The 18,661-nt window shown below is 31.6% G+C and carries 12 protein-coding genes and 1 pseudogene; all 13 read left to right on the top strand.

Annotation, left to right across the window (positions count from 1 at the left end):
- The first annotated feature begins 56 nt into the window (after positions 1–56).
- A complete protein-coding gene (ftsI, locus tag M9409_RS02105; protein WP_250226729.1) occupies positions 57–1,751 on the top strand; it encodes a peptidoglycan glycosyltransferase FtsI in 1,695 nt (564 codons plus the stop codon).
- Between the two features lie 39 nt (positions 1,752–1,790).
- The gene (murE, locus tag M9409_RS02100; RefSeq protein ID WP_250226728.1) at positions 1,791–3,299 is read left to right on the top strand and encodes a UDP-N-acetylmuramoyl-L-alanyl-D-glutamate--2,6-diaminopimelate ligase; all 1,509 of its coding nucleotides are present in this window, start codon (positions 1,791–1,793) and stop codon (positions 3,297–3,299) included.
- The gene (gene murF, locus M9409_RS02095) at positions 3,296–4,669 is read left to right on the top strand and encodes a UDP-N-acetylmuramoyl-tripeptide--D-alanyl-D-alanine ligase (protein ID WP_250226727.1); all 1,374 of its coding nucleotides are present in this window, start codon (positions 3,296–3,298) and stop codon (positions 4,667–4,669) included. Before murE ends, murF begins: the two co-directional genes overlap by 4 nt.
- Positions 4,654–5,742: a phospho-N-acetylmuramoyl-pentapeptide-transferase gene (gene mraY, locus M9409_RS02090; RefSeq protein WP_250226726.1), complete on the top strand. Its 1,089-nt coding sequence runs from the start codon at positions 4,654–4,656 to the stop codon at positions 5,740–5,742. Before murF ends, mraY begins: the two co-directional genes overlap by 16 nt.
- A gap of 4 nt (positions 5,743–5,746) precedes the next feature.
- A complete protein-coding gene (murD, locus tag M9409_RS02085) occupies positions 5,747–7,069 on the top strand; it encodes a UDP-N-acetylmuramoyl-L-alanine--D-glutamate ligase (protein ID WP_250226725.1) in 1,323 nt (440 codons plus the stop codon).
- A complete protein-coding gene (ftsW, locus tag M9409_RS02080; RefSeq protein ID WP_250226724.1) occupies positions 7,069–8,265 on the top strand; it encodes a cell division protein FtsW in 1,197 nt (398 codons plus the stop codon). The genes murD and ftsW overlap by 1 nt, the downstream gene beginning before the upstream one ends.
- Positions 8,262–9,329, top strand: coding sequence for an undecaprenyldiphospho-muramoylpentapeptide beta-N-acetylglucosaminyltransferase (murG, locus tag M9409_RS02075; protein WP_250226723.1), 1,068 nt, complete (start codon positions 8,262–8,264; stop codon positions 9,327–9,329). The genes ftsW and murG overlap by 4 nt, the downstream gene beginning before the upstream one ends.
- A gap of 60 nt (positions 9,330–9,389) precedes the next feature.
- On the top strand, positions 9,390–10,832 hold the full coding sequence (gene murC / locus M9409_RS02070; protein WP_250226722.1) for a UDP-N-acetylmuramate--L-alanine ligase: 1,443 nt from the start codon (positions 9,390–9,392) through the stop codon (positions 10,830–10,832).
- A gap of 155 nt (positions 10,833–10,987) precedes the next feature.
- Positions 10,988–11,767, top strand: a complete 780-nt coding sequence (locus M9409_RS02065; protein WP_250226721.1) for a cell division protein FtsQ/DivIB — start codon at positions 10,988–10,990, stop codon at positions 11,765–11,767.
- A 31-nt stretch (positions 11,768–11,798) separates the two neighbouring features.
- The gene (gene ftsA, locus M9409_RS02060) at positions 11,799–13,055 is read left to right on the top strand and encodes a cell division protein FtsA (RefSeq protein ID WP_250226720.1); all 1,257 of its coding nucleotides are present in this window, start codon (positions 11,799–11,801) and stop codon (positions 13,053–13,055) included.
- A 74-nt stretch (positions 13,056–13,129) separates the two neighbouring features.
- Entirely contained in the window at positions 13,130–14,296 is a 1,167-nt protein-coding gene (ftsZ, locus tag M9409_RS02055) for a cell division protein FtsZ (RefSeq protein WP_250226719.1), read from the top strand.
- Positions 14,297–14,401: 105 nt separating this feature from the next.
- Positions 14,402–15,292 (top strand): UDP-3-O-acyl-N-acetylglucosamine deacetylase, encoded by an 891-nt coding sequence (lpxC, locus tag M9409_RS02050; RefSeq protein ID WP_250226718.1) that lies wholly within the window; start codon positions 14,402–14,404, stop codon positions 15,290–15,292.
- An 808-nt stretch (positions 15,293–16,100) separates the two neighbouring features.
- Positions 16,101–18,599 (top strand): annotated as a pseudogene (secA, locus tag M9409_RS02045) (preprotein translocase subunit SecA); the annotation flags it as partial.
- Between the last annotated feature and the right edge of the window lie 62 nt (positions 18,600–18,661).

The raw sequence follows: 18,661 nt of genomic DNA, 5'->3' as shown, positions 1-18,661 counted from the left end.
AAAATATTAGTTACATAGGCTATAGTTCATCACGTGATGAACATCATTTATGTTATATGAAGTTTAAATCTTATAATTTTCAAACAATTTTAAATAGCAAACGTTTTAATGTATTATATAGCTGTATTTTTTTTGTATTAATTGTTTTGCTATTAAGATTAACTTTTTTACAAATTATCTATTCTGATCAGTTGATTAATGAAGGTAACATGCGTTCATTACGTGTACAAAGTACACTTTCTCCTCGTGGTAGTATTACCGATAGAATGGGTAAACTATTAGCAATTAGTATACCGGCTGATTCGGTTTGGATTGATCCTAAAGAAATTAATAAGAACGGCGGTATTGCTGCTGATATCCGTCGCTGGACGGAATTATCCGAAATATTATCTATATCATTAAATAAGCTATCATCTCTCATTAATAATCATACCACAGATCATTTTTTGTATTTAGCGCGACAAATTGACCCTACTATTTCCAAATACATCAGTCAACTTAAATTACCGGGAGTACATTTGCAATCAGGATCAAAAAGATATTACCCCTCTGGATGTACAACTGCTCATTTAATAGGAGTAACAGATGTAGATAATCAAGGAATTGAAGGTATAGAGAAAAGTTTTGATGCCTGGTTGACTGGGCAACCCAAAACAAGAGCAATGCGAAAAGATAGATTTGGGAGAACAATTGAAGAAATTATTTTAAATCATGGTCAAGCTTCTCAAAATGTCATTCTCAGCATTGACGAACGCCTTCAACATGTGGCATATCGGGAATTGAACAATGCTATACACATAAATAAAGCAGAATCCGGTAGTATAGTGTTGATAGATATTAATACTGGAGAAATTCTAGCTATGACGAATAGTCCATCATATAATCCAAATGATTTTTTATCTATTGTTAATAAATCTGCTATGCGTAACCGTGCTATTACTGATGCGTTTGAACCAGGTTCAACAGTAAAACCTATTGTGATTATGGCTGCATTACAACATAATCTAATTACAAAAGACACGATTATTAATACATCACCTTATATAATAAATGGGCATCGAATTAAAGATGTGTTATATCGTAGAAAATTAACTATTAGAGAGATACTACAAAAGTCTAGTAATGTTGGCGTTTCTAAATTAGCATTGGCTATGCCTGCAACAGTTTTGGTTAACACATATTCAAATTTTGGAATGGGTAAATCAACAAATATAGGCTTAGTGGGAGAAAGTAACGGAATATACCCATATAATAAATGTTGGTCAGACATAGAACGCGCCACCTTTTCTTATGGATATGGATTAATGATTACTCCGTTACAACTAGCTAAAGTGTATGCTACTATTGGTGGAATGGGAATATCTCGACCACTTTCCATTATACGGATTAATTCTTCTTCGGTACTAGGTAAGCAAGTTTTTCCCACATCTTTAGTACGAACTGTGTTGGACATGATGGAAAATGTGTCATTACCGAGTGGTGGTTGTCACGCTGCAATTAAAGGATATAGGGTTGCCGTAAAAACTGGTACTATCAAGGTAGTTGGATCACATGGGAAATATATTAATAAATATATTGCATGTACCGCTGGGGTGGCTCCTGCAAGTAATCCTAGATTTGCTTTGGCAGTAGTAATAAATGATCCTAAAAATGGTCATTATTACGGAAATATGGTATCTGCTCCAGTTTTTAGCGCAGTAATGGGTAATGCATTAAAAATAATGAATGTAAGACCAGATTTTTTACAATAATTTCATAATAAATCGATCGGGTCTTGTAAATACAATTATATGTGTGATTTACGAAATTTATACAAATTATTTGCGCCATATGTTTTTGACAATCCTACTAATCCCACATTAACAGGAATAGAATTGGATAGTCGTAACATTGTATTAGGAAATTTATTTGTAGCAATTAAAGGTTCTAAGACCGATGGAAGATCATATATTAACTATGCGATCAAAAAGGGAGCTGCGGCAGTTTTATTAGAATCTTGGAATGATACAGCAATATTTAATAAATATAGTTATCATTTAAATAAAATACCTGTAGTTTATGTTGATCGTTTACCGCGGTATTTATCTGATATAGCAGGTAGCTTGTATAATCATCCATCACGTTTTTTGGATTTAATCGGTGTTACTGGTACTAATGGAAAAACTACTATAACACATTTATTAGCTCGTTGGGTCCAATTGTTGGGGGAAAAAAGCGCTGTGATGGGCACAATAGGTAACGGGGCGTTAGATAATATGTGTATGTCTCATAACACAACATGCTCTGCTATTGATGCTCAAAAAATATTAGCTCAGTTTGTTAAAAACAAGGTTACATTTGTTGCTATGGAAGTATCATCACATGGATTAGATCAATATCGTGTGGATGCTTTGTATTTCAAAGTAGCTATATTTACTAATTTAAGCCATGATCACTTAGATTATCATAATAACATTATGCAATATTCTATATCTAAATGGAGGCTATTTAATGAATTATATGTAGAAAAATATGTAATCAATGCCGATGATCCCATTGGTTATCGATGGTTATATAATTGTCCTCAAGCAATTGCAGTAACAGCAACGAGTAATTTGCCATATTTTTGGAAAGGTAAATGGATACGTGGGGTTAAGGTAAATTATCATATTCATGGCACAGATATAATGTTTGATTCAAGTTGGGGCAACGGAGTAATTCGTAGTCAATTGATAGGGGAATTTAACGTTAGCAATGTATTATTAGCTTTAGGTACGTTGTTAGTATTAGGGTATCCTTTGTCATTATTGGTACATACATCATCACAACTACTACCGGTAGTTGGTAGAATGGAAGTATTTCGTTCTCATGGATATCCTACGGTTATAGTAGATTATGCGCATACTCCGGATGCATTAAAAAAAGCGCTAATTTCAATTAGACGATTTTGTTATGGTCAACTATGGTGTGTTTTTGGGTGCGGAGGTAACAGAGATTCAAGTAAACGTGCTTTAATGGGTTATATTGCGAATCAGTATGCTGATTGTATAATTATTACTAATGATAATCCGCGTATGGAAGAACCGCAATCGATTATAAATGATATTACTTGTGGCATACCATCATATCCAAAAAAAATCATCAAAATTATTAAAAATCGTTACTGTGCGATACAAACTGCTATTTTGAAAGCTTCTTTAGAAGACATAATTTTGATCGCTGGAAAAGGTCATGAAAAATACCAAATCATCGAAAATAATGTCATATATCACTCTGATCAATACATAGTAAAAAATTTTTTAAAGAGCAATACATCATGATTCCATTTAGTTTACATGAAATAGCGCCAGTTTTACATGCTAAATATATTGGTATGGATTTAATGATTCATGAGATCACTATTAATTCGAATATTATTTACAAAAAATGTATGTTCATAGCGTTAATAGGTAAACGTTTTGACGGTCATGATTTTACAAATCAAGCAATTGCTGCTGGTGCTCAAGCATTGTTAGTAAATCATCATGTATTATTAGATGTTCCGCAATTAATAGTTCCTGATACTCGTTGCGCTTTAATAACGTTGGCGCGTTGGGTGCGCCAACAAACATCAGCAAAAGTTATTGCTATAACTGGATCGAGTGGAAAAACATCAGTAAAAGAAATGACTGCGTCTATATTAAAAGGGTGTGGAAATATAATAGCAACACAAGGTAACTTAAATAACACAGTTGGGGTTCCAATTACTTTATTACGTTTAACAAAAAAAAATAATTTTGCGATTATCGAATTAGGATCCAGTTCTCCTGGAGAAATTGCTCAATTAAGTAAGATAGTTTCCGCTAATATAGCTTTAGTAAACAATGTTTATCCTGCACATTTATCAGGTTTCAAATCATTATCTGAAATAGGCAAAGAAAAAGGGAAAATTTTTGCTACATTAGATTCAAACGGAACAGGTATTATAAACGCTGACAGTCATGCTTTGTCCGTATGGCGTAAATCGTTGAAGGGGAAATTTATATGGTTTTTTTCTGTATGTACTAACGTAGGTATAGATTTTTTTGCAAGCAATATTGTTGTTAAAAAAAATGGAACACGATTTATGTTGCATACCCCATATGGAACTTCTCCGGTAGTTTTATCAATGTTAGGAATACATAATGTGGCTAATGCTTTAGCTGCTAGCGCTAGTGCATTTTCTGTAGGAGCAGGTTTATCAGAGGTAGTGTATGGATTAGAAAATATAAAAATGTTACCTGGAAGGTTATTTCCAATTATTTTAGGTCAAGGTAAATTATTATTAGATGATACTTATAATTCAAATGTTGGTTCTATGATATCTGCTATTCACGTGCTAACTACCATGCCAGGATATCGTATATTGGTAGTTAGTGACATGTTAGAATTAGGAAAATATAAATCAATTAAGTATCATTGCTATATTGGAAAATTAATCGCAACGACAAATATTAATAAAATTCTTACCATAGGCAGCGTCAGCTATTTTATATCTAAAATATGTGGAAAAGGAAAACATTTTCAAAATAAAAATAAATTAATTATTTATATCAAGCAAATGTTATCTAATCATCAATCAATTAGTGTGTTAATAAAAGGATCACGTGCTTTTAAAATGGAGCAAATAATAGATGCTATTCGGAATGGATCAAAATGTTATTTTGGCTGACAGAAAATGTATTAGTACTGTATTCATCCAAATTTAATATTTTTTATCATTTAACTTTCAGAGCTATTATTAGTTTTATATTAGCATTGTTTATTTCTTTAGGGATAGGTTACTATACAATTACACGGTGTCATAATTTGCGTTTTTTTCAAATAGTACGTTGTGATGGGCCACAATCACATACTCAAAAAAAAAGTACACCTACTATGGGTGGAATCGCGATGCTTCTATCTATTGCCATATCAGTAATGATGTGCGCTGATTTATCAAATATATATATATGGTATGTAGCATTTATACTAATAACATATGGAATATTGGGTTTAATTGATGACCTTTTAAAAATTAAAAAGAAAAGTTCTTCAGGTTTGAGTGCATTACATAAATATTTTTGGCAATCATTGGTCGCTTTAACTTTAGTCATAATTATCTTTGTGTCAGATCGTAGTCCTACATCTACACAATTGATAGTGCCATTTTTTAAAAATTTTATGCCAGAATTAGGTATTTGGTATATTTTTCTAGCATATTTTGTTGTTGTTGGAACAAGTAATTCCGTAAATCTATCTGATGGTTTAGATGGGTTGGCGATTATGCCTATAATATCCATTGCCGCTGGATTAGCTGTAGCTGCATGGATGAGCAACGATCTTCACTTTGCTAGTTATCTAAATCTTCCTTATATCTACTTTTCTGGAGAATTAGTAATCATATGTTCTGCTATCATTGGAGCTGGGCTTGGTTTTTTATGGTTTAACACTTATCCTGCTCAAATATTTATGGGTGATATAGGTTCCTTATCACTTGGGGGTGCGCTCGGAGTGATTGCAGTGTTGTTGCGTCAAGAATGTTTATTATTAATTATGGGCGGTATGTTTGTAATAGAAACTTTATCTGTGATCCTACAAATAAGTTATTTTAAATTATTTGGAAAACGAATATTTAAAATGGCACCCATTCATCATCATTTTGAACTAAAGGGTTACCCAGAACCTCGGATTATAGTTCGATTTTGGATAATATCTTTAGTGTTGGTTTTTTTTGGATTAATCACTTTGAAGATGCGTCAATAAAAATATGCGTAATTACCGAGGATCACAAGTTGTAATTATTGGTTTAGGGATAACGGGTTTATCTTGTGTCAATTTTTTTTTAGATCGTGGTGTGATACCGAAAGTAATAGATACCCGTATATGTCCTCCGGGGATAAAAAAATTACCACATGCTGTACAGTATCACTTAGGAGCATTTAATGATATGTGGTTGTTGAGTGCTACATTGATTGTAATTAGTCCTGGAGTACGATTAGATCATCCAATTTTAATTGAAGCTTTAAAATTAGGAATAGAAATTATTGGTGATATTGAATTATTTGCTCGTGAAGTAACTGCACCGATAATAGCTATTACTGGATCTAATGGAAAAAGCACAGTAACTCAATTGGTTGCTACAATGGTTAGAAGTATTGGATGGCGTGTTGGTGTAGCAGGGAATATAGGTGTGCCTGTGCTTTCTTTACTTAATAAATCATATCAATTATATATATTAGAGCTTTCGAGTTTTCAACTAGATACAACCTATAGTTTACATACGATAGCAGCTGTAATTTTAAATGTTAGCGAAGATCATATGGATCATTATCCTGGTGGATTAAAACAATATTGGTTGTCTAAGCAAAGAATTTATAAAAATACTAAAATTTGTGTGATGAATGCTTTAGATCCTTTAACAGCGCCTGTATATAATGATTACGATTATTGTGTAAGTTTTAGTGAAAACGAAGATTCTGTAGATTATTATCTGAAATATTATAAAGGACATATTTGGATAGTTGCATACAATAAATATGTACTGAATTGTTCTGAAATGAGAATGAATAATCGTGTTAATTATATAAATGCATTATCTGCTTTGGCATTATCGGATATTATCAATATTCCTCGCTCTATTTCTTTAAAAGTGTTGCGCCAGTTTTCTGGTTTAATGCATCGTTGTCAATTAATTTATAAAAATCATGGAGTGAGTTGGATTAATGACTCTAAATCTACTAATGTCAGTGCCACTAAAGAAGCGATCAACAATTTAATGTTATCTGGTACGTTACATTTACTATTAGGAGGTGATGGTAAATTAGCTGATTTTTCTTCTTTGAAACATTTGATTAAACAACATAAAATTAATCTTTATTGTTTTGGAAAAGATGGATCATTATTGACGGAATTAGGATTTAGTGATGTTATTTTTACAAATACAATGATTCAAGCAATGCGTATTGTTAGTCGTCGTGTAAAACCGAAGGATATAGTTTTGTTATCTCCGGCTTGTTCTAGTTTGGATCAATTTAAATCATTCGAAATGCGTGGACTTATATTTACTCATTTTGCTCGAGAATTTAGATAATGAGGTTCTTTAAAACAAAAATTATTAATCAACCATTAAAGTTGGATAAAAAAAAATCATTAAATATTAATGTATTATATGACCGTATATTTTTTTGGTTATTATTAGGATTAATTAGTATTGGTTTTGTTATTATTAGTTCAGGATCAATTCCCACTGGTCTGAGATTAGCGAATGATCCGTGTTATTTTATAAAACGTGTAATTATTTATTACAGTGTAACATTTTTATTATCGGTTCTTGTTTTAAGAACACCCATAATATTTTGGAAGAAATATAGCGTTATTATGTTGATATGCAGTTATATAATGTTGACAGCCGCATTAATTTTAAATAATTCTACTAATGGAGCATCACGTTGGATAATGTGGGGTTCATTGTGTATTCAGCCTGCGGAACTATCAAAATTATCCTTTATTTGCTATCTTTCTAACTATTTAGAACGTAAATCAAAAGAAGTACGCGCCAAATTTTGGAGCATATTGAAACCTATAATAATAATGATTATATTAGCTGTACTATTATTAGCACAACCTGATTTTGGTAGTATTATTATTCTTTTTATTACTACTTTGGCTATATTGTTTCTTTTTGGCGCTAAATTATGCCAGTTAATATGGGTTTTTATACTTAATATATTCTTAATTGTACCATTAATTGTGATTAAACCTTATCGCATACAACGTATATTTACTTTTTGGGACCCATGGAGAGATCCATTTGGAAATGGTTATCAATTAACTCAATCATTGATAGCTTTTGGTCGTGGAAAATGTTTTGGAGAGGGACTAGGAAATTCTGTTCTGAAATTAGAATATTTACCTGAAGCTCATACTGATTTTATTTTTTCCATTCTTTCGGAAGAATTAGGATATTTTGGAGCAATTTTAGTACTGTTTATGTTATTTGTAATTGTGTTTCGTGGAATGATTATTGGTTATTGCGCCTTAAATATTAATCACAGATTTTCCGGAATTTTAGCTTGTTCTATTAGCATTTGGTTTGGATTGCAAATTTTTATTAATATAGGCACTGTCAGTGGAATATTGCCCACAAAAGGATTAACATTACCATTTATTAGTTATGGAGGATCTAGCTTTCTGATTACAGTCATGGCAAGCATGCAGTTGTTAAGAATAGATTTCGAGACACGTTTATCTAAAAATCAAGCTTTTTTGAAGCGCATTAAAAAATGAATCAAAAAAAGAAAATTATGATCGTAGCAGGTGGCAGCGGAGGGCATGTATTTCCGGGATTGTCAGTGGCCCATTATCTAATTAATAATGGATATCAAGTTGTTTGGCTGGGCACTTCAGATCGTATTGAAGCTAAATTAGTGCCTCAATATGGTATTGATATTAAATTTATTTATATTAAAAAGTGGTGTGGAGAAAAATTGCACATTAAGTGTACTATGCTGTTTTTTATTTTTTTAGCAATATATCAAGCACGAAAAATTATAAAATATTGGCAACCTGATATAGTATTAGGAATGGGTGGATATGTTTCTGGGCCCGGTGGATTAGCAGCATGGACGTGTGGGATACCATTGATAATACACGAACAAAATAGAGTTATTGGGTTAACCAATCGGTATTTGTCAATTTTTTCTAAAAAAGTGTTGCAAGGATTTCCTGGTACTTTTCCTAATGCTAAAATAGTAGGTAATCCAATACGACATACGATATTAGCTGTTCCAAATCCATCTAAGCGATGGAAAGGTCGTGTTGGTCCTATTCGTGTTTTAGTGATTGGAGGCAGCCAAGGCGCACACATATTAAATAAAATTATTCCAAATATGGCTGAAAAATTATCTAATAAATTAATCATATGGCACCAAGTTGGAGAACAAGATTTTAAAAAAGTAACACGGGCTTATCGAAAAATAAAACAAAGCTATCATAGAATTGTAAAATTTATTGATGATATAGCTCAAGCATATGCGTGGGCAGATATATTGATATCTCGCTCTGGAGCATTAACAGTAAGTGAGGTATCTGTTGTAGGATTGCCAGCAATATTTGTGCCTTTTATACATCATAAAGATCGTCAGCAATATTGGAATGCGGTACCATTAGTACAGGTGGGGGCGGCAAAAATTATTGAACAACAAAATTTTACAAGTGATACTGTAAGTACAATGTTATCATCTTGGGATCGAAAAACATTATGTAGTATGGCGCAACGCGCTAGAAGTATAGGCATACCTAATGCAACTCAACAAGTTTCTCAGACAATAATTGAATACCTAAAAAAATAAATATATGAATTACATTCCATTTTGATAAATAGAAAAACATTAAAAGTATATTGAATAGATATGTCGAATATACTATGTTTCGGACCGAACAATGCCATGCCAATGATGAATCGCATTAAACAAATACATTTCGTTGGTATAGGTGGTGTGGGTATGGGTGGAATTGCAGAAATATTAGTACACGAAGGTTACTGTATCACCGGATCTGATATTATGCACAATAGTATAACACGTCGCTTATTTAGATTAGGAGTAACAATCTATATTGGTCATAAATATAGTAATATAAATAATGCTAACGTTGTGGTTATATCTGGTGCTATTTATCCAAATAATCCTGAAATTTTAGCTGCTCAACAAGCTCGTATTCCCATTATTCAACGGGCGGAAATGTTATCCGAATTAATGAGATTTAAGTATGGAATAGCTATTTCTGGAACGCATGGAAAGACCACTACTACAACAATGATAGCTAGTATTTACATTGCAGCAGGATTAGATCCGACGTTTATAAACGGAGGTATAATAAAATCGGAAAATGCACATGCTCGAATTGGATATGGTCGTTATTTAATCGTAGAAGCAGATGAAAGTGATAATTCATTTTTGCATTTGCATCCCATGGTGGAGGTGATTACCAATATTGATACTGATCATATACATCAGTATCAAGGAAATTTTAAATATCTTAAACAAGCATTTATTAATTTTTTACATAATCTACCATTCTATGGATATGCTATAGTATGTATTGATGATCCAGTAATTTGTGAGATTCTACCTAAAATTAACAGAAAAACAATCACTTATGGTTTTAATAAAAATGCTGATTTGCATATTTTTAATTACCATCAAAATATAGAAAAAAGTAGTTTTACTATATTACGTTCAAATCAAACAAAATTACAAGTTACTTTAAATTCTCCTGGTTATCATAATGCACTGAATGCTACAGCTGCTATTGCAGTAGCAACTGAAGAAGGGATTAGTGATAGAATTATTCTTAAAACTATGTTGGATTTTCAAGGAACACATCGACGTTTTGAAAATTTAGGTCATTATTCTTTAAATAAGATCAATGGTCAAACAGGAAAAATTCTGTTAATAGATGATTATGGACATCATCCGGCTGAGTTACATGCTACTATTGCAACGATTCGAACTGGATGGCCTGATAGACGATTGATTATGGTATTTCAGCCTCATCGATATACACGTATAAAAGAACTATATCATGAGTTTGTTGGTATACTTTCTAATGTGGATATTCTTTTAATATTAAATGTTTATTCTGCTGGAGAACCACCTATTTTAGGAGTGAATAGTCAATCTTTGTGTCGTGCGATTCGAGCATATGGTAAGGTTAATCCAATATTTATACCGAATACGCAAACATTATCAAGCGCATTAGTTCAATTCTTAAGAAATAACGATTTGCTCTTAATTCAAGGAGCTGGTACAGTAGGAGAGGTTGTGCGTAGATTAATCGTTAAAAATGATTAACATTAATCAATATGTGATAATAGATGATTCCTAATTGTATGAAATAATAAAATGTGAGAATAAATAGCACAATAGTAATTTTTTTATGAGAAAAATAATATATAAGAGTGGATTTATTAATACACCTCAATCAGGGTTGAACGTACATAAATTGAGTGATAATTAAATATGGTTCAAAACAGAAATATAGATATCAGCATCAATTATTAAGTTGGATACTAATCCCTATCGCTATAATTAGTATTGCTTGGAGTGCTTATAAAGTAAGAACATGGATTTATAATTCTTGTTGTGGCCCTGTATCTTACATTATTTTCACCGGAAAACGACATTATATTACTGATATTGATATTAATCAACTCATAGTAAAGCTAAGAGTATTAAATGCATTTATAACACAAGATGTTAATGTTATTCAAAAACAAATTGAAAGTTTGTCATGGATTCAGCAAGTTAGCGTCAGGAAACAATGGCCAGATACATTAAAAATTCATATAGTAGAATATATTCCTTTAGCATACTGGAACAATTTTCAAACAATTAGTACAACAGGAATTATATTTAGAGTACCTAAAGAATATCGAGATAATGACAAAACAACAATGCCATCTTTGTATGGGCCAGAAGGCAGTGAAAAAAATGTATTAGCTAATTATTATGTGTTCAATGAAATATTAAAATCTGTTAAATTTCAAGTAAAATCAGTACACATGGATACACGCTATTCATGGCAATTGATTTTACAAGATGATATTCATCTAAAATTAGGTAGAAATAATATGATCGAACGATTATATTATTTCATTAAAATTTATCCTATTCTTATTCAGAAAATTAATGACGATAAAAAGTATATTGATTATATAGATTTACGTTATCGTTCAGGATTTGCTGTAAGATGGGGATCGATCACCCCTGTACTTTGTAATAAATAGAAGAAAAAATAAATAAAGGCAATCACAAAATATGATCAAGGCTTCAGATAAAAAATTACTAGTAGGATTAGAAATTGGCACAGCTAAAGTTGCTACGATGATAGGTGAAATTTTGCCTGATGGAATAGTCAATATTATTGGATTAGGACATTGTCCGTCACGTGGTATGGACAAAGGAGGAGTGAACAATTTAGAATCAGTAATAAAATGCGTACAATATTCTATCAATCAATCAGAACTGATGGCAGGTTGTCAAATTTCGTCTGTTTATCTTTCTTTATCTGGAAAACATATTAGTTGTAAAAATGAAATAGGTATGGTACCTATTTCAGAAGAAGAAGTAACACAATCGGATGTGGATAATGTAGTGCACATAGCTAAATCAGTTAGAGTGCGTGATGAACATCGAATATTACATGTAATTCCACAAGATTACGCTATTGATTATCAAGAAGGCATTAAAAATCCAGTTGGGTTATCTGGAGTTAGAATGCAAGCTAAAGTCCATTTAATTACTTGTCATAATGATATGGCTAAAAATATCGTCAAAGCAGTAGAACGATGTGGATTACAGGTAGATCAATTGATATTTTCTGGATTAGCTTCAAGCCATGCTGTATTAACAGAAGATGAACGTGAGTTAGGTGTCTGTGTTGTAGATCTGGGTGGTGGCACCATGGACATAGCAATATATACTGCTGGAGCTTTACGCCATACTAAAGTCATCCCATATGCTGGAAATGTAGTTACTAGTGATATTGCCTATGCTTTCGGCACTCCATTATCGGACGCAGAAATACTTAAAGTTCGTTACGGCTGTGCTTTAGAATCCTTAATCAGCAAAGGAGAAAATATCGAAGTTCCAAGTGTCGGGGGCAGACCACCTCGTATTTTGCAACGTCATATGTTGGCAGAAATCATTGAACCTCGATACATTGAATTAATGATGTTGGTTAATAAAGAAATATTACAGTTACAATCACAACTGCGTCAACTTAATATTAAACATCATCTTGCAGCAGGAATTGTATTAACCGGAGGAGCATCTCTTATAGATGGATTGTCCGCTTGCGCTCAAAAAGTATTTCATACACAAGTTCGTATTGCATCTTCTATAAATACAAACGGAATAACAGATGATATAAAAAGACCTCAGTATTCTACTGTTATTGGATTATTACATTATGGAAAAGAATCTCATTTAAATAATGAGATAGACATAGAAAAAAGAATAACAATTAAAAGTTGGATAAGAAAAGTAAATAATTGGCTAAAAAAAGAATTTTAGTTTTTATGAGTATGAAATATATTGAATCCGTTAAAATTATTTTTAAAAATAACTGAAGTAATCTGGAGAAAACTATGTTTGAACCAATGGAATTAACTAGTGATGCAGTAATTAAAGTTGTTGGTATTGGCGGAGGCGGTAGTAATGCAGTCGATCATATGTTACGTGAACGTATTGAAGGTGTAGATTTTTTTGCTGTTAATACTGATGCCCAAGCTTTAAGAAAAATGACAGTAGGTCAAACTATCCAAATTGGTAGTTCTATCACTAAAGGACTAGGAGCAGGTGCCAATCCTGAAATTGGTCGTAATTCTGCAGAAGAAGATCGTGATGTATTGAAGGCTACTATAGAAGGTGCAGATATGGTATTTATTGCTGCAGGTATGGGTGGGGGTACTGGAACAGGTGCTGCCCCGATAATAGCGCAAGTGGCTAAAGACTTAGGTATTTTGACTGTAGCTGTAGTTACAAAACCTTTTAATTTTGAAGGAAAAAAACGTATGACATTTGCTGAACAAGGAATTTCTGAATTATCTAAATATGTAGATTCATTAATAACAATTCCAAATGATAAATTATTAAAAGTTTTAGGGCGTGGTGTATCATTACTAGATGCTTTTAGCGCTGCTAATGACGTATTAAAAGGCGCTGTTCAAGGTATTGCAGAATTAATTACTCGACCGGGTCTAATGAATGTAGATTTTGCAGATGTGCGTACAGTAATGTCGGAAATGGGATATGCTATGATGGGGGCTGGAGTAGGATGCGGCGATGATAGAGCGGAAGAAGCATCAGAGCTAGCTATTGCTAGCCCTTTGTTAGAAGATATTGATTTATCTGGAGCTCGCGGTGTTTTGGTAAATATCACTTCTGGTTTAGATCTACGATTAGATGAATTTGAAACTGTGGGTAATACTATACGTTCTTTTGCTTCTGACAACGCTACAGTAGTAATCGGAACTGCTCTAGATCCAGACATAAATAATGAACTACGTGTTACTGTAGTAGCAACAGGAATTGGTGTCGATAAACGTTCAGATATTATGTTATCCAACACTAAAGAAGAAAAAAAAGTAATAAAAGATAATCATTATAATAATCATGCTTCCCAAAGAGTGTCTACATTTTTTAAAGAATTAAGACATACGTCATCTAATACGGTGGATCATCGAAGTACAACGCTTGATAAAGATGGGGATTATTTAGATATCCCTGCTTTTCTAAGAAAACAAGCAGACTAAACTAAAAATAGTAGTATACATAGATATTTTATATAAAATGCAATCAATATACATATAGCAATCACTAATAAGGCAAATAATACAATAATTGCATGAGACGATATAATGATAAAACAACGAACATTGAAACGTGTTGTGCAAACTACTGGTGTAGGATTACACACTGGCAAGAAAGTTACATTAACTTTACACCCTACTTCAGCAAATACTGGGATCATTTATCGTCGTACTGACTTACATCCTCCTGTAGATTTGCAAGTTAATGTTAAATCAGTAGGAAACACTGTGTTATGTACATGCTTGATTAATGAATATGGTGTTCAGATTTTTACTGTTGAACATTTAAGTGCTGCTCAAGCAGGATTGGGTATTGATAATATTATTATAGAACTTAATGCTCCTGAAGTTCCAATAATGGATGGTAGCGCCAGTCCTTTTGTATGTTTATTAGATGCTGGTATAGAAGAACTTAATAGTGCAAAAAAATTTCTGCGGTTAAAACAAACAGTACGTGTGGAAGATGGAGAAAAATGGGCTGAGTTAAGACCATTTGATGGTTTTACAATCGATTTTACTATTGATTTTAATCATCCAGCTATTAATGTGAATAGACAACATTGTTTTTTTAATTTCTCTTCATCATCTTTTGTTGATAATATTAGTCGAGCACGTACTTTTGGTTTTACACGTGATATAAAAAATTTACAATCGCGTGGATTTGCTTTGGGAGGAAGTATTGATTCTGCTATAGTAATCGATGATTATCGTGTGCTTAATGAAGATGGTTTACGTTTTGATGATGAATTTGTTCGGCATAAAATGTTGGATGCTATTGGAGATTTGTTCATGTGTGGACATAATCTTATTGGTTCTTTTATTGTTTTTAAATCTGGACATACTCTAAATAATAAGTTATTAAAAACTGTTTTGTCATGCCAAGAAGCATGGGAATTTGCTACGTTTTCTAATGCATCTGATTTACCTTTAGTATTTTAAAATCCAAATTATATATTTAGATCAATGTATAAAAAGACAACAATAATCATTCTAAATTTAGTATATAAATTTAACCGAATTCATATGTAGATATCGATCTATCACAATCGAAATTCTTTTTTTTGGAGATTATACATACAACTATATGTTAATTTATATGTTTTCTATAGTTTTTGAATCTAAAATATTAAAATTACTTAGATGTATATACAATGAATATTGTAGTCAAGAATTTAGATTATACCATATTTTTAATCTTATTAAGTTTATTAATCATTGTGAATATATCCGTATTATTGCGATAATAATAAGTATTATATGCATGTAACGCTTATTATAAAATCAGAAAATTAATATTTTTGGTATTGTAATTTTCCCTCATTTGTATTTATAGAATTTGGAATTATTGTATTAAGATATTCTCTGAATATGTCAAGCGTATCTTTATACTTTTATATGAAGCATAATAATTTTATAATTAGTTAGTAATTACTTTTAAAATTTTTAAATTTATATAATATATTTTAGTCTTATAGTAGATATTTTAGTTAATAATTAATAATTGTATCGTATTTGTAATATGCTTACAGAAAGATATACATATGGATTATTACATAAATAATGACTATATTTAATCATGTATTTTATTCCAATCTATTAATGTCTATTTTGATAAATTGTAAATTAGTATTATTTTAGAATTTTTATTATAAATTTTATTATAGTCGCTGTATTATGAACGGAAATATGTAAAATTGTTGCATGTTTTCAATAATGTGCTTCTCATTGTAATGAGATATAAATCGTCATGATAACACCATTAAAATTATTTACTAAAATTTTTAGAAATAGAAATGATCGCGTGTTACTTCGTATGAAAAAATTGGTAGATGTGATAAATCATCTAGAGAAAGATATAGCAAAATTAAGTGATAGTCAACTTGCTTATAAAACTAATGAATTTCGTATATCTATTGAATCGGGCGTAAATCTTGAAAATCTATTACCGCAAGCATTTGCTGTAGTGCGCGAAGCTGTTAAAAGAATATTTAATATACGTCTTTTTGATGTTCAATTATTAGGAGGAATAGTTCTTAACGGTCGGTGTATTGCGGAAATGAAAACTGGAGAAGGAAAAACTTTAACTGCTACTTTACCTGCTTATTTAAATGCATTGAGCGGTCAAGGGGTACATATCGTTACAGTTAATAATTATTTAGCACATAGAGACGCAGTAAATAATAAAGCATTATTTGAATTTTTAGGGTTAACTGTTGGAATTAATTTGCCGGGGTTATCAGGATCAATGAAACGTGCTGCGTATGCAGCAGATATTACCTACGGAACAAACAATGAATATGGTTTTGATTATTTACGTGATAATATGGTGTTTTCCCCAGAAGAACGAGTACAACGGGGGTTACATTATGCATTAATAGATGAAGTAGATTCTATTTTGATTGATGAAGCTCGTACCCCATTAGTTATTTCTGGGCCATCAGATGATACTTCTTTATTATATTTAAAAATCAACGAATTAGTTTTTAGTATCATTCAAAAAAATAAAAAAGACATAGATAATTTAAAACAAGAAGAATATTTCACAGTTGATGAAAAATCTAAACAAGTTATTCTGACTGAGAATGGATTAGTATTAATAGAACAATTATTAATTCAATCTGGAATCATGAATCAAGGTGAATCGTTGTATTCATCGGATAATATCATATTAATGCATCATGTTAACGCAGCATTTCGTGCTCACATTTTATTTGCGTGTGAGGTGGATTATCTTGTTAAAAATGATGAAATACTTATCATTGACGAACATACAGGACGAGTTATGCCTGGTCGTCGATGGTCAGATGGACTGCATCAAGCAATAGAAGCTAAGGAACATGTAACGATTCAAAATGAAAATCAAACATTGGCTTCAATCACATTTCAAAATTATTTCCGTTTATATGAAAAATTATCTGGCATGACAGGCACTGCTAATACTGAAGCATTTGAATTTCAATCTATTTATAAATTAGACACTATAGTTATACCGACTAATCGTCCTATGATTCGTAATGATTTTCCAGATGTAATTTATATGACGGAACATGAAAAAATTGAAGCTATCGTTAATGATATTAAAGATTGTGTTAATCGGAACCAACCAGTACTAGTGGGAACCATATCAATTGATAAATCTGAAATTATTTCGCATGCTTTAAATCAAATTGGAGTTATTCATAAAGTTTTAAATGCTAAGTTTCACGCTGCAGAAGCAGATATTATAGCGCAAGCAGGATATCCTGGTGCGGTAACTATTGCTACAAATATGGCTGGACGCGGAACTGACATTATATTAGGGGGTAATTGGAGAGCAGAGATTGATGCGTTGCGCAAATCAGATGCATGTAAAATTTTACAAATTAAATCTGATTGGGAAAAACGTCATCACGCAGTATTAAAATCTGGAGGATTACATGTCATTGGGACAGAACGACATGAATCTCGTCGTATTGACAATCAATTGCGTGGACGATCTGGACGACAAGGAGATATAGGTTCGTCTAGATTTTATTTATCAATGGAGGATTCATTAATACGTATTTTTGCTTCTAATAAATTAATAAAAATGATGAAAAAACTAGGAATGAAATCAGGAGAATCAATTGAACATCCATGGATTACTAAAGCTATCGCTCATGCTCAAAAAAAAGTAGAAAGTCGTAATTTTGATATTAGAAAACAATTACTGGAATACGATGATGTAGCTAATGATCAGCGTCGTGTTATTTATGAACAACGTGATAAATTATTAAATATATCAGATATCAGTGATGTTATTAGAAATATTCGTTGCGATGTTGTTGATAAATTGTTTAGTATTTATTTTCCTCTAGAAATTATAGAAAATAAACAGGATCTAATAAAATTAGAAGAATGTTTGAAAAACGATTTTTGTTTAAAGTTACCTCTTATAAAATGGATAGAAGTAGAGCCTAAATTATATGAAGAAAAAGAAATATTGCGTAGACGTATACTAGAAAATATGACTCAACAGTATGAGCATACTAAGAAAATAATTGGAATAGATATTATGTGTTCTTTTGAAAAAGGCATTATGCTAAGAACATTTGATGTGCTATGGAAAGAACATTTGGCGTCAATGGATTATTTACGTCAAGGAATTCATTTAAGAGGGTACGCTCAAAAAGATCCGAAGCAGGAATACAAAAGAGAATCATTCTCTATGTTTACTAAAATGTTAGATCATTTAAAATATGAAGTGATAAGCGAATTGAGTAAGTTAGTAATAGAATTACTCAACAAAAAAGAATCTGTTGTAAATTCAACTAATAAATATAATAATTT

This window comes from Blochmannia endosymbiont of Camponotus sp. C-046, assembly GCF_023585865.1.
Taxonomy (GTDB): domain Bacteria; phylum Pseudomonadota; class Gammaproteobacteria; order Enterobacterales; family Enterobacteriaceae; genus Blochmanniella.
The sequence above is the reverse complement of the archived record's forward strand: the minus strand, read 5'-3'. Positions and strand labels throughout refer to the sequence as shown.

Excerpts from the sequence above, each read along its gene's own strand:
- ftsI (WP_250226729.1), top strand. The coding sequence starts at position 57 with ATGAAGTTTAAATCTTATAATTTTCAAACAATTTTAAATAGCAAACGT.
- murE (WP_250226728.1), top strand. The coding sequence starts at position 1,791 with ATGTGTGATTTACGAAATTTATACAAATTATTTGCGCCATATGTTTTT.
- murF (WP_250226727.1), top strand. The coding sequence starts at position 3,296 with ATGATTCCATTTAGTTTACATGAAATAGCGCCAGTTTTACATGCTAAA.
- mraY (WP_250226726.1), top strand. The coding sequence starts at position 4,654 with ATGTTATTTTGGCTGACAGAAAATGTATTAGTACTGTATTCATCCAAA.
- murD (WP_250226725.1), top strand. The coding sequence starts at position 5,747 with ATGCGTAATTACCGAGGATCACAAGTTGTAATTATTGGTTTAGGGATA.
- ftsW (WP_250226724.1), top strand. The coding sequence starts at position 7,069 with ATGAGGTTCTTTAAAACAAAAATTATTAATCAACCATTAAAGTTGGAT.
- murG (WP_250226723.1), top strand. The coding sequence starts at position 8,262 with ATGAATCAAAAAAAGAAAATTATGATCGTAGCAGGTGGCAGCGGAGGG.
- murC (WP_250226722.1), top strand. The coding sequence starts at position 9,390 with ATGTCGAATATACTATGTTTCGGACCGAACAATGCCATGCCAATGATG.
- ftsA (WP_250226720.1), top strand. The coding sequence starts at position 11,799 with ATGATCAAGGCTTCAGATAAAAAATTACTAGTAGGATTAGAAATTGGC.
- ftsZ (WP_250226719.1), top strand. The coding sequence starts at position 13,130 with ATGTTTGAACCAATGGAATTAACTAGTGATGCAGTAATTAAAGTTGTT.
- lpxC (WP_250226718.1), top strand. The coding sequence starts at position 14,402 with ATGATAAAACAACGAACATTGAAACGTGTTGTGCAAACTACTGGTGTA.